6 protein-coding genes are annotated in these 12,820 nt (G+C 65.7%); 2 read left to right on the top strand and 4 right to left on the bottom strand.

Annotated features, from left to right (window positions below; genetic code table 11):
- Positions 1 to 2,345, bottom strand: a 2,345-nt coding sequence (locus FBR05_06550; GenBank protein MDL1871848.1) for a response regulator, incomplete at its 3' end; no start/stop codon positions are given.
- An 87-nt stretch (positions 2,346 to 2,432) separates the two neighbouring features.
- A complete protein-coding gene (locus tag FBR05_06545; protein MDL1871847.1) occupies positions 2,433 to 6,617 on the bottom strand; it encodes a hypothetical protein in 4,185 nt (1,394 codons plus the stop codon).
- Positions 6,618 to 6,846: 229 nt separating this feature from the next.
- Between FBR05_06545 and FBR05_06540 the strand changes: the two genes are divergently transcribed.
- Both FBR05_06540 and FBR05_06535 read left to right on the top strand, forming a co-directional pair.
- Positions 6,847 to 7,746: a transcription termination factor Rho gene (locus FBR05_06540; protein MDL1871846.1), complete on the top strand. Its 900-nt coding sequence runs from the start codon at positions 6,847 to 6,849 to the stop codon at positions 7,744 to 7,746.
- Positions 7,747 to 7,771: 25 nt separating this feature from the next.
- On the top strand, positions 7,772 to 8,164 hold the full coding sequence (locus FBR05_06535) for a CoA-binding protein (GenBank protein MDL1871845.1): 393 nt from the start codon (positions 7,772 to 7,774) through the stop codon (positions 8,162 to 8,164).
- Here FBR05_06535 and FBR05_06530 read toward each other — a convergent pair.
- Together FBR05_06530 and FBR05_06525 are read right to left on the bottom strand one after the other, a co-directional pair.
- Positions 8,144 to 11,584: a hypothetical protein gene (locus tag FBR05_06530; protein ID MDL1871844.1), complete on the bottom strand. Its 3,441-nt coding sequence runs from the start codon at positions 11,582 to 11,584 to the stop codon at positions 8,144 to 8,146. The genes FBR05_06535 and FBR05_06530 overlap by 21 nt on opposite strands.
- A 137-nt stretch (positions 11,585 to 11,721) precedes the next feature.
- Positions 11,722 to 12,762 (bottom strand): hypothetical protein, encoded by a 1,041-nt coding sequence (locus FBR05_06525; protein MDL1871843.1) that lies wholly within the window; start codon positions 12,760 to 12,762, stop codon positions 11,722 to 11,724.
- Positions 12,763 to 12,820 lie beyond the last annotated feature (58 nt).

The following is a 12,820-nucleotide window of genomic DNA, read 5'->3' as shown; positions in this document are numbered from 1 at the left end:
GGGGCCTCCGAGGAGAGCGAGGGGCTGGGGCGCACCTTCAGGCTCTGCGGCCCCTCCGCGCCGCCGACCTTCAGCGGCGGCGGGGCGCTGGAGCGCAGCAGCTCGAGGGCCCTGCCGGGGAGATGGAGGCGGGCGAACTGCAAGGCCACGCCGTACTTCAGATGATGCGAGGCGAAGCGCCGCTGGGCCTCGCGCACCAAGTCCACCAGGGCCGGCGGCTCAGCCGCACCCTCCACCAGCTGGGCGAAAATCTCCTTCAATAAATAAGTGACCTGCGCCGAGGCGGTGCCGTGGCTCGTCACGTCGGCCAGGTAGAAGTAGACCCAATCGCTCTTCGGCAGGATGTCGCAAAAATCGCCGCTCAGCTCCGCGGAGGGGTGGTAGAGAAAATCGAGTCTGGCGCCGGCGAAGGACTGCGGCACCCGGGGCAAGAGCGAGAACTGGATGGCGCGCGCGGCCTCCAGCTCGCGCTCCAGCTTCACCTGCTGGCGGCGCAGCGAGATCAAATTCTTTACCCGCGCTAACAGCTCCGACTCGGAAAAGGGCTTGGTCAGATAGTCGTCGGCCCCCTCCTCCAGGCCTTCCAGCTTGGAAGAGGCCATTGAGCGTGCGGTGAGCATGACGAAGGGAATGGGCCGCAGCGTCGGCTCCTCGCGGACCTTTTTGCAGAAATCGACGCCGTTCATCACCGGCATCATCACGTCGGAGAGGATCAGGTCGGGCCGGTGCTTCTTCACCAACTCCAGACCCTCCGCCCCGTTGGCGCCGACGAAGACGTTGTAGGCGTCCATCAGCATGTCCCGCAAAAAATATCTCAGCTCCGGGTTGTCCTCGGCGCAGACGATAGTAGCTTTCTCCGGGTCGCGGAGCCGCTCCACCTCGGCGTTGAGCTCCTCGCAGTTGGCCTTCGCCTCGTCGACCGGCTGCTGCTCGGCGAGCGCCAGCGGGGCGGAAGTGCTCGACTCCTCCTCGACGAAATCGACGACGGCGTTGGGCGGGAGGTGCGCCTTGCCCATCGGGACCGTCACCTCGAAGGCGGTGCCGTGGCCGTAGCGGCTGGAAACCGTCACGTCTCCGCCGTGCAGCCGGGCGAACTCGCGGACCAGGGCGAGGCCCAGGCCGGTTCCGGCGAAGTCCTTGGTGGAGCTGCCCTCCGCCTGGCGGAAGCGGTCGAAGACGTGGGGCAGCTCGCTCTCCCGGATGCCCATGCCGGTGTCGGCGACCTTGAGGACGAGGCGTTCCCCCTGAATCTCCGTGCTCGCCTCGATGGAGCCTTCCTTGGTGAACTTGAGGGCGTTGGAGAGGAGGTTGAGCAGGATCTTGTCAAACTTTTCCCGGTCGATGTAGATCTCCATGCCGCTCACCAGGGGATCGAAGGAGTGCTTCACGGCGATCTTCCGGGCCTCGGCGGCCGGGCGGAAGGACTCGAGGCGCTCCAGGACGAAGGCGTTGAAGTCCGGGATCCGCGCGGCCTTCAGCGTGGCGGCGCCGGCGTTTACCTTCGAGATGTCGAGGATCTGGTTGATCAGGCCGAGGAGCCGCTGCTGGTTGCGGATCATGATGCCGACTTGGCCGCGCAGCTCCGGCCCGAAATCTCCGTAGCGCCCCTTGAGCGCGGCCTCGAGCGGCGCCAGCGTCAGCGTGATCGGCGTGCGGAACTCGTGCGAGACGTTGGCGAAGAAGTCTTCCTTGAGGCGGTCCAGCTCTTTCAGCTCCTCCTTGGCCTTGCGGTGCTGGAGGGAGCGCTCGTAGACCTTGCTCAGGCTCTGCGAGAGGATGTCGGTGAGCTGGACCAGCAGGACACCCATCAAGGCGATCAGGCCTGCGCGCAACGCCAGGTCGTAGTAGTCGACCCTCGGAAGCCCCAGCCAGGAGGCGAGGATCAGGTTGACCAGGTAATAGGCCAGGACCAGGCGCGCCCACATCGGCTTGGCGCTTTGCAGGGCCCAGGCCACAGAGCCGCTGAGCGCCATGATCGCGTAGCCAGGCCACCAGGGGGCGAGGATACCTTCGGCTAGCAGGTAGGCCGCCGGGCAAAGCAGGCCGCCCAAGGCGGTCTGCGCCACCAGGATGGGAAAGGGTTTGGCGGAAAGATAGGCCCAGAGGTAGAGCCCAAGATTGGCCGCCACGAAGACGAAGATCAGGCCGACCGTGAACCAGGTGGTCTTGCCCACCCAGGCCGCGCCCAGGGCGAGCAGAAGGAAGAGCAGCCCCATGCCCCCGAAATAGATCGCGATGTAGCGGAGGATCTCGCGGTTGACCGTGGTGGCCTTGGCCGGCCCTCCCCCCTTCGCGGCCGAAGGGGCGGCCATCCACACCGTCGCGTTCGCGGCAATCTTTTCCATCCCTCGCCCTCACACCCTTCCCGCCTCATCCGGCCCAGGAACCCCGATTCTAACGGAAGAGCGGCGGATGCCCAAGCCTTTCTCGCGTCATGCGGCCGGCGGGGGAGGCGGCGGAGTCGGGGCCCGCCTCACCCGCAGGGCCCGCCAGGCCCCGCCTTGGGTCAGGCTCGCCCAGCCCCAGCGCAGCCAACGCAGCAGGGCCAGCGCCAGCCAGAGGGCCCAGGCCAGCATGGCCAGGCGGTAGCAGAAGAGCGGCACCGAGACCACCCAGACCTGCGGCAGGACGTCGCCGGTGCGGTCCTTGTACCAGCGCAGGAAGGTGCTGCTCGAGCCGTTGCCGGCGATCTGCATGTCGGGCATGCCGAGGAGCCCCTGGTGGATCGAGACGAAGATCACGATGAGGGCCGCCAAGGTCCAGGCGACGAGCAGGATTTGGAAGAGATCGAAGCTGAAGTTGCCGGCCAGGGGCTTGCGCTCGCGGTAGGCCAGGGCCAAGATCCAGCCCGCCACGATGATGGAGGCCCAGATCGGCACCTGCGTCAGCCCCACACCCAGCAGGATCCACTGGTGCGTCTTCAGGGGGCTGAGACCGCTGCGGCCCAGGCCGATCGAGACGAGCAGCAGGACGGCCAAAAGGCTCCAGAAAAGGACCGCCGGCCCGACGCGGAGCCCTCCGGTAAAGAGGACCCAGCGATTGCTCGGCAGGTGGATCTGCAGCTCGGCATTGACGCTGCTCGTCCCCAGCTTCAGGTCGGGCGACTTGAAATAGGTCTTGAGGGCGAGCGGCTGCTGCCAGTTGAGCTCGACGCGCTGCGAGCCCGGAACCAGCGGGAGGGTGACCTTCAGGCCCTCTTGGCGGATCGGCTGCGCGGCGCCGTTGATCTGCACGGACTGCAGTACCGCGCCCTCGGGCAGGGTCAGGACGTGCTGCCCGCCGAGGCTGCTGCGCATCGTCAGCGAGAGCGACGACTCGGTGAAGCGCAGGCCCGGCTTCAGGACCAGGAGGCTGCGGTCGATGGTGAGGGTCTGCCCCGGAACGCCGGCGGGCCGGCTGATCGCCAGCGTCAGCTCCTCCCCCGGCCAGGGGCGCCACTCGATGGGCCAGCGTTGTGTCGCGCTCTCGGGGTGCACGGGCGGGATGCCCGTCGCGCTGAAGTGCCAGACGGGATTCAAGTCGAGGCGCCAGATGTCCATCAAGGCATCCGACTCGGTCGCCTTCAGCTGGATCTTGTCGGTCTCGGCCAGGACCGATCGCCAGGAGAAGTCCATGGCGTTGGGTCCCATGCTGACGCGGACCTTGCCGTCCTTCACCTCGACGTCGGCGTCGGTGACCGATTCGCCGGGCAGTAGGGGAATCTCAGTCAGGAAGGCCGTGCCCGGCGGGGAGAGGCGGACAATGCGGGTCTGTACCTCCCAGGTCAGGCCGAGGATCAGGCTGCGTTCCACCGTGAAGAAGGGCGGCAGGCTCGTCTCCTTGGGCGCCGCGGCGTCGGGGCTCAAGCCTTGCAGCCGCGTCAACTGGAGGTTGTCGGCGGTGAGGCCGTTGTCCTGCAGTCCCTCGAGGCTCCAATCGCTGACCTGCGCCTGCAGGTAATGCGGCTTGAGCGGCAGGGCGATCTGGACGCTGGGGCGTTCGGGCAGCGGGCCCTCGATCACGACCTGGTGCACGCCGGGCGTCAACTGGATCCACAACTGCCCCTCGTCGTCGCGATGCAGGGCCGCGAAGGGCTGCCCGTCCACGCTCACGGTCTGCGGGGACCACTCTTCAAAAGATCCCGGCAGGGGAACCGCCGTCGTCCCCTCCACGCCGATCTCGAGGATCGCTCGCAGCTGGCGCCCGGCGACATTCAACTGCATGCGCGAGACCGAGGCGCAGTCGGGGAAGCATTCGGGATTTTGCAGAATCCGCTCCCGCAGCTCGTCGAGCAGCTCCTTGGAGGGGTAATCCGCCCGCGCCGACTGCGGCGCCAGGCTCAGGGCCGCGGCCAACAAAACCGCCGCCGTCGCGGCCTTGCGGGCCTTGAGAAAGTTGGGCCAGAAGGTCCCCGGCAAGCCCAAGACGCAAAGCACCAAGAGCGCGAGCAGCACGACGCGCAAGACCGCGAGGAGGAAGTTGATCGCCGGCGGCACCAAGAACAAGATCAACTCTTGGCTCTTCTCGACCGGTCCGTTCCAGCGCAGCTCGAAGCGGTTCCAGCTCCAGGTCGGCAGTCCCGGGCCGGTCTGCACCTTGGTGCCCGGGCGCTGCTGCAATAAGTTTTCCTGGGTCTTTTGGTCGTAGTAACCGAATTTCCCCGAGGCCTTGCCGGCCACCACCATCTGCCGCTGGGGCTCTTCGCGCTTCAGCTTCGAGCGCAGGACCGTGGAGGGCTGGGTGGCCTCGTCGGCCGCGAGCTGTTCCTGCACGGCCTCGGCGGGCGGCGGAGGCGGAGCGTAGGCCTCCGTTTGCACCGCCTGCGGCGCGGGGGCACCGCCCAAGGTGAAACCTTTGCCCCGTCCCGAGGGATAGAGGGCGTTGCCGCCCTCGGCGTCCAGATAGGCGTAGGAGTGCTCCAGCACCGGGTACATCGCCTGGCGCAGCTGCTGCACCATGAAGGGCACGGCGATCGCCACCAAGACCACCAAGGTGATGCCGACGTAGACGCGGACCAAGCTGCGAAGCTTCCCGGGCTTGAGCAAGCGCAGCAGCGCGCAACCACCAAGCAGGGCCAGCCACACCCATTGCGGGGCGTCGCGCTCGGTATAGGTGAGCGCGAGGGCAAAGAGGGCCAAGAGCCCCCACCATTTCCCCCAGAGCTTGGCGAAGATCAGGAACAGGATCAGGACCATGAAGATGTTGAGCAGGTTCCAGTCGGAGATCCAGGTACCCGGCACCTCGTCGGCGCCGGTGGCGGCCAAGAGCGTCCAACCCGGCGGCAGGTTCAGCTCGCCGCTCACCTTTTGAAAATCGTTGTTCCAGCCGATCGCCGGGATCCTGCGGGTCAGGTCCGGCAGGCGGCTGTCGGCGCTGACCTGCAGCTGCCCCTGGCGGATCTCGACGCCGGCGCGCTTGTCGCCGGCGAGCGCGGTGATGAATTGGTCCTGCCCGTCCACCGAGACGCGGCCCAGCTGCACGGGGGGATTCATCTCGAGGCGATAGCTGCGGTTCATCGTGCCGGAGAGGGCGTCCTGGATCGTGTAACCCGTCCCGTCAAAATCTAGCCAAAGCCGGCGATACAAGGTGAGCTGGTCGGGCGCGGGGTCGGCGTCGCCGCGGCGGCGCTCCACCAACTTCATCGTCTCGCCGGGACGGATGCGGTAGGCGGGAAGCTGTTTCCAGTCGGCGGGCAAGGTCGTCTGCTGCGGGTCAATGGAAGGGAGCCCCTCGACCGAAACCAGGCGCAGGTTGTTATGGGCCTTGAAGACCCAAACCTCCTCGGGGGCCAAGGGAGGCTCCGCCTGAGGCAGGGTTAAGTCGGAAACCGGACCCAGGTGCCGCGCCTTGATGGTGAGATCCCAGGTGCCCGCCCGCACCTGGACCTTGAGGCTGCCGTCCGGCTCGACCCGCGCCGGGATGGGCGAGTCGATGGAGACCAGCTTGAAGCCGTCGGGGAGCAGCTTCCCCAGGACCGCCTCGCGGGCCTTGCCCGCGGCCTCGAGCGTGATGCGGGTCACCAGGTAGAGCGGGATGTCGTCGTCGACGAGCCGGTTGACGCGGACGTCGAGGCGCTCTTCCCCGCCCTCTTGCGCGGAGTCTTTCTCCAACCATAACAAGCCCTGTTCGTCCCATTGCGGGAAGTCGACCGGGGCCCCCTTCACGCTGAGCTTCAGCAGGCCCACCGCGGGGGGGATTTGAAAGCTTTCGGGGATGGCGTCCCAGACGTAGGAGCCGGTGAGGCTGTGGGGGCCCTTTTTCAAAAAGACGCTCGGGACCTCGCCGCGCAGGACAACTGCGGCGGGTTGGCCGTCGACGCGCAGGCCTTGGGGCCAGCGCTTCTCGTCGCCGGGGAGGGGCACCCAGTCATCCTTATATAAAAGCCATGACTGGCTGAAGGCACCCTGCTTCTCGTCGATGCTCAGATCGAGGCGCCCGGCCCAGCCGCAGACGCGCGAATCACCGGAGGCGTTGAGGAAGGGGCAGCCTTGTTCCTCGTGATCGTGGAGGGCCCAGGCGATCCAGGGACGCAGGGTTTCGGGCACCTGATCGGGGCTCATCGGGGCGGCTTGGGATTTTGCACAAAAGAGCAGGATGGCGAAGAACGCCAAGAAAATGCGGGAAATCGGTCGAGGCATGGGTCCTCCAGCTTTTCAAGCGTCCCGAAACGTGGGACCATTCGGTAGGTAGGAGGACGGAAAGGTACTTATTTTGGTCTAAAAAGTCTCCAAAATTCCTTGGACGTCGGGGGTGGAAAGTGCTTTATCTCCCCCAGCCTAATCTATGAGACATCAACGCTATTCCCGCGGCGGTCGTCCGGACCGCCGGCACTCCGGCCCTCCGCAGCGCCACCACCCGCAGGGCCGCATGGGACGACCGGATCCACGAAAATCGGATGCGTTCACGGCCTTCGTCGCGAAGACCTCGATCGATCCCTTCGAACGCCTGCGCCTCGAGACCGAGGGCGGCCCGCTGTCGATGCGCGTCTTCGACCTGGTCTGCCCCATCGGCAAGGGCCAGCGCGGCCTGATCGTCGCCCCGCCGAAGGCGGGCAAGACCACCCTGCTGCAAGACCTCTGCAACGCGATCGCGAAGAACAACCCCGAGGTCAAGCTCTTCGCCCTCCTGGTCGAGGAGCGGCCCGAGGAAGTCACCGACTTCAAGCGCTCGGTCCCCGCCGAGATCCGCGCCTCCTCCTCCGACCACGACACCGATCACCACATCCAGACCGCGAATACCCTGCTGGAAGACGCGGTGGCCCTGGCCAACGAGAGCAAGGACGTCGTCATCGTCGTCGATTCGCTGACCCGCCTGGCGCGGGTGCACAACCGCGAAGCCCGCAGCGGCAAGACCTTGAGCGGAGGCGTCGACGCCAACGCCCTCGAGGTCCCGCGCCGTTTCTTCGGCGCCGCGCGCAAGCTCGAGGAAGGCGGCTCGATCACCATCCTCGCCACAGCGCTGATCAACACGGGCAGCCAGATGGACGAGTATATCTTTCAAGAGTTCAAGGGCACCGGCAACATGGAACTCGTGCTTTCCCGGCGCCTGGCCGAGCAGCGCATCTTCCCCGCCATCGACGTCCCGGCCTCCGGGACGCGCAAGGAGGAGAAGCTGCTCAGCCCCGAGGAATACGCGACAATGCAGAAGATCCGAGGCTTCTTGGCCGGCCTCAATCCCATCGACGCGGGCAAAAAGCTCCTCGAGACCCTCCAGCGCTATCCGCGCAACGCCGACCTGCTCAAGGCGGTTCAAGGCGGTTTACAGTAGGTCAAGCGGGTGCTCTAATGCTTCCATGGCCCGCCGCGAACAAATCGAAAAATTCCTGAGCTCCCCGGCCTTCGGCGTCGTCGGCGCCTCGCGGGACCGCAACAAGTACGGCAACCGCGTCCTGCGCAAATACCTCGAGCACGGCTATCGGGCTTATCCCGTCAACCCCCGCGAGCGGGAGATCGAAGGATTCTCCTGCTTCGCCAGCGTCCTCGACCTTCCGCCGGAGGTCGCCAGCATCTCGATCATCACCCCGCCGCCGATCACCGAGGCGGTAGTCGGCCAGGCGATCCAAAAAGGTATCCGCCATATCTGGATGCAGCCGGGGGCGCAGAGCCCCGCGGCCATCCGCATGGCGGAGGAAAACGGCCTCAACGTAATCGGGGACGGGACTTGCCTATTGACGACCCTTGGGTAGCGCCAAGGCGTCGGCGCCCTCGCGCCGACGCAAGTAAAAGGGCAGGCGCATTGGGTTTAGGATCCCCGTAATGTGAAAGGCTGCGGCTTGGCGCTCTTCCGCGAAGAGGGGATCCTCGACCGGCCCTGCGACCCGGATCTTCTCCGCGGTTAAAGGGTCGTGGAAAAACCCTTCCGCCCACGCGGTCCCCGGCGCGAAAATCCGCTCGCGATTCAAGATCCGGAAAATCTGCGGGTTGTGCGTGTCGCGAAGGTGAAAGCGCAGCCCGCGCAGCGCCGCTTGCGTCGCCAGCCAATCGATCAGCAGGGTCCCGGCGCCGGGCCGCATCCGGTCGGTCTCCAGGTTTTGCAGGTGCAACGCGTCCTTTTCCAGATACACCACCGCGATGCCCTGCCGGTCGCCCTCCTCGATCCGGAAGTTCAGGCGCAGGGTCCCCGGCGGCAGGTTCTCGTAGGCGGGCAGGCGCGCGCTCAGCCAGGAGGTCTTGAGGGACATCTCCCGTCCTTCGCGTTTGGCGATCACCGCCTCGGCGCCCTTGCGCAGCCAATGGGAGAGATCCGGCAGGTGGAGCTCATAAGGATGCGCCCCCTCGCGCGCGAGGACGATGGGGGTCTTCCCTCCGCTGAGCCGCGACAGGAAGGCGCTGCCCAGGGCGAGGGCCTCGTTGCCGAGACGCCGCGCCGCGCGGCTGCGCAAGACGAAGGTGACGGCCCCGGCCAGCAAGGCCGCGCCCAGCGGCGGCACCGCCCGCGAGGCGTTGGCGACGCTCATCAGAAAATCCCCCGTCGCGGCCTCCGCCTTCCCGGGGTCCAGCAAGGTCGCCGCCCCGAGCAGCAAGGCCAGCGGAGTCGCGGGCGGAAGGGAGCCGCCCCGCGGACCCAAGGCGTCGCGGATCAGGATGCGGACCTGGTCGACCATCATGCGGCGGTCGGGAGTCAGGCTGCCGCGGGGAAATTTTTTCTCCAAGGCGGCCTGCAATTCTTGCAGCTCCCAGGTCTCCAAGCGCGGGACGATTTCACGAAACATCCCAAAGCTCTGTGCGCGGCGCGGCGGCGCGGGGTCGGCGAGATAGGCGCTGAGCGCGACGGCGAAGCGAAGACGCAGGAAGACCGGCCAATGCGGCAACTCTTGGCGGAAGAAGGATTCGGCCGGCTCGCTCAGCCAAAGCAAGGTCTCGAGTTTGCCGGCGATGGCGTCCACGGCGATTTCCAATTCCGGCTTCGAGAGAAGCCGTAATTCGGCGCGCAGCTTCGTCAAAGCCTGTCGGACCTGTTTGGAATTTTCACCGGGGAGTTTTTCCAGCTCCGCCAAGGCCGCGAGGGCCTGCCGGAGCTGCGGGCTCGGTTCCTGCGCAGGCTGGGGCTCGGGGGCAGCCACCGCCGCGGCGGGCTTTTCTTTTTTCGCCGCCGGCCCCGCCTCCTCGAGGCTCGGCTTCACCGGGCCCTTGGGCTTGGCCGCCTTGGCCTGACGCACGGGCGGTTTCGGCTCGGCCGCGGGAGGCGTCGCCTGGCGGCCCGTCTTCTCCCCGGCCGGCTCCAGACGCGCCGGCATCGTCAGGGCCGGGGCGAAACGGCTGAATTCGAAATAGTGTCCTTCCCCTGTCCGGCTCATCGCGAGCAAGAGCCCGCCCCTGGCATCGCTTAGCCGCCAGGCGGGAGAAGCGGGTCTGCCGATTTCAAAGTGCAATTCCTGCGCGGTCTCCGGAAAGATGCGGATTTTCAAGCGATCCGCCGCGAGCAACTCGGCCTGTCGCTCCGGACGGTAGGCCTCCTCCACGCCCAGGTCGTTGTAGCGCGGCGTGGGCGCAGGAATGTCCTGGGACAAGACCTTCGCTTTCGCATCCCAAGAATACAGGCGCGAGACCACGTAGGGAAATTCGGGACGATGCTGGCCGAAATCCAGCGACACGACCGGGGACCGCGTCGCGCGCTCGCCCTGGACGGCGGCCCGCGGATCCCACAGCAGAACGCTGCGCGGGCGCTTGACTCGGTCGAAGGCGACAATCCGTTGCAGCTCGCCGGTGTCCACGTCGATCAAGGCCCAGAGGTGCTTGGCCGGCTCGGAGCCGTGATCGAGAAGGAATTTGCGTAAGCCCGGATCCTGCCGCAGCATCGCGACCAGCGGCCCCTGGAGCAGAGACGACTCCTTCGTCCGGTAGCCGTGCAGGAGGCTGGTAAAGCCGTCCTCCAGGGAATACATCAGGTGCACCATCCCCCGCGTCATCGCGGCCTCGCGCGTGGCCAGGTCCAAGAGGATGTTGCCACGGGAGAGCTTCGTCTCGATTTGCTTCACGTTGAGAAAGGTCTCCGATCGCGCGCCGCCGCCCTCGGACTGGGCTTGGGAAAGCATGGGACGGGATTCGAGAGGATTCGAGACGGCGGCAAATCCGGGATTCAACCACCCACCACCCGCGGGGGCCAACCCGGTCGCCAGCGCTAAAATTCGCGGATCGCCGCGCGAGGCCTGCGCCGCCTGTAGATCGAGGCCGGCCTCCAAGGCCTTGAATCGGCGCCCCAAGAGGGCGCCGGCCAGCCGACCGCCGACGCGAAAGTGGACCGAAGTGGCAAGGGCGTCGCCGACGCGGACCGAGTTGGAAGAGGCGGGACGCCAGCCCAGGGATTCCTCAAGCCTATGTGCGAGGAGGATGCCTCCGAACATCGCCGCTTGCGGCGCAAGGCCGCGCGTCGCCGCGGCGAGAGCCCCTTGGCCCGCCGCCCAGCGGCGCAGGCCCGCCTGCGTCAAGGCGCCCGCGCCTTTCAAGGCCCCCAAGGTCAAGGCCCCGGCGGCGCCATCGCGGACCCAGGCCCGCGGGCTTAAGTCGACCGGCTCGCCGAACAGGACCGCCCCGCCCTTCCCCACCGCGGTGAAGGCGAGGGTCTCGACGCCAAATCCCGCCAAGGCGCCGCCCGCGCGCAGACCCAGGCCACGGGTAAAAAATCCCGCCGGCGACATGGCCAGTCGGCTCAAGGTCGCCGCGCGCGTCAGGCGGAAGGCCAGGCCCGCGGCGCCCATCGCTAAGATCGAAGAGGGGTGCGTCGCGTCCTTGGCGAGGCGGCGGAGCAGGAATTCGGCTCGGTACTCAAATGTGCCTTTCCCGTGAAGCCCGTCCAAGTGCCGTTGCGCGCGCGCTTGTAGGGGCCGTTCGCGCTTGTCTCCCGTTAAGGGGGGAACGGCCCCGGCGACGACGGCGTATAACTCCGCCGCCGCTTCCAGCCGATCCTCCGCCTGCAGACGCCCCGCAAGATTCAAGACCCCGGCCGCGAACAAGGAGTCATCGCCCTCGCGAGCCAACTCCGCCAATTCCGCCAGCGCGGCCCGGCCGAATATCGCTTCGTTTTCAGGAGTGGAAGGAAGCACGGGCCGATCCGCGCGCAGCGGCGCCCGGCCCGAAAAATCGCCTCGATAGGAACCCGTCTTCATGTGCCCCGGAACGACGGCCTCGCCACGGACCGTCTAAACAATAAAACTCGAAAGATAAAAGCTTGTTGGAACGGGAATACTTCGGAGGCAGGGGGAAATAGTTGTTTGACTTCGATAAACCTCGGAAAATATTATTTTTATTCAAACAAAGACACGTAATCCCTTTGCGACCATCTTCGCAGGGCCGATAATCCGGCCTTGGCCTTCTTGACCCAATCCACCCCTCGGCCCTTAAGGTTTTTCCAAGCCATCGTCAAATCTCCCGGACGTTCCGCCGCCAACACTTCAAGGATTTGGGCGGCTTGCCGCAAATCCTTTTCTCCTTTTCCATGGAAAGCAACGCTGCGCTCCTGAGAAACGATCAACTTATGCAAGGCGAAACGTGCCGGCGTGGGGACATACACCAATATGCCCCCGCCGTCGATGACTGCACCCCTCACCGTGTCCTCCAATAGGTAATCCAAATATCGCAGCGGCTGGGCCCACGCGTTCCAGCGAGGAATCAGCACGGATTTTTTCCGGTGAGGGCTTTGCTCCGGCGTCAGCAGGTCGACCCGCAGGGCCTGGCCGCGCACCTTGAAAGAAGTCGAGGGGTCGCTGGGGTGAAAGCCGGTAACCGGCAGGAACCCCATTTCCAAGGACTCCAAAGCCTTCGGGATATCCGCGGAGTTTTCCGGAACGGCGACATCGAGAACCGCGGGGGACGCCAAGTCCACGTCCTGGGTCTTGAGGCCCGCCCCTTCCCAACGATACCCCAGCAAGTTCCCCAGAACGGAAAAAGCATGGGTTCCCACCAAGACGCCCCCGCCCTGGAAGACGCCGGCATCGGCAAGCGCCTTGAGCACCCTGCCGGAAGACGCATCCGTCACCAGGGCGCCTCCGACCCGAAGCTGGGCGCAGAGCCTTTGGATGTTTTTTTGCTCTGCAAGGAATAGCGGTCTTTCTTTCTCAAATTTTTCTAGAACCCTCTGAAGCACCGCATCTTCCTTGCCCAGGTAGATCTGCTTCAACACCCCGCCTGGCGTGGAATATTGAAAATAATAGTAGATGCCCCCCTTGACCTTCTTGGTGACGAAGGTCCCCGGCAGGTGCCCAATCGAGCGATGCGCCTCTTGGGCGCTTAATTGCTCCATCAGCTCGTTATATAGCGTTTGCGTTTCGAGGGAGATACGTTCCATGTAGTTATACGTAGCTTCTTTGAAAACTACGTATAACTCAACCAAAATTGCGGAGGGC

It is taken from the genome of Deltaproteobacteria bacterium PRO3 (genome assembly GCA_030263375.1).
Lineage (GTDB): Bacteria > UBA10199 > UBA10199 > DSSB01 > DSSB01 > DSSB01.
Note: the sequence above shows the minus strand (reverse complement) of the source record. Positions and strands in the feature narration are given on the sequence as shown.

Excerpts from the sequence above, each read along its gene's own strand:
- FBR05_06545 (MDL1871847.1), bottom strand. The coding sequence starts at position 6,617 with ATGCCTCGACCGATTTCCCGCATTTTCTTGGCGTTCTTCGCCATCCTG.
- FBR05_06540 (MDL1871846.1), top strand. The coding sequence starts at position 6,847 with ATGGGACGACCGGATCCACGAAAATCGGATGCGTTCACGGCCTTCGTC.
- FBR05_06535 (MDL1871845.1), top strand. The coding sequence starts at position 7,772 with ATGGCCCGCCGCGAACAAATCGAAAAATTCCTGAGCTCCCCGGCCTTC.
- FBR05_06530 (MDL1871844.1), bottom strand. The coding sequence starts at position 11,584 with ATGAAGACGGGTTCCTATCGAGGCGATTTTTCGGGCCGGGCGCCGCTG.
- FBR05_06525 (MDL1871843.1), bottom strand. The coding sequence starts at position 12,762 with ATGGAACGTATCTCCCTCGAAACGCAAACGCTATATAACGAGCTGATG.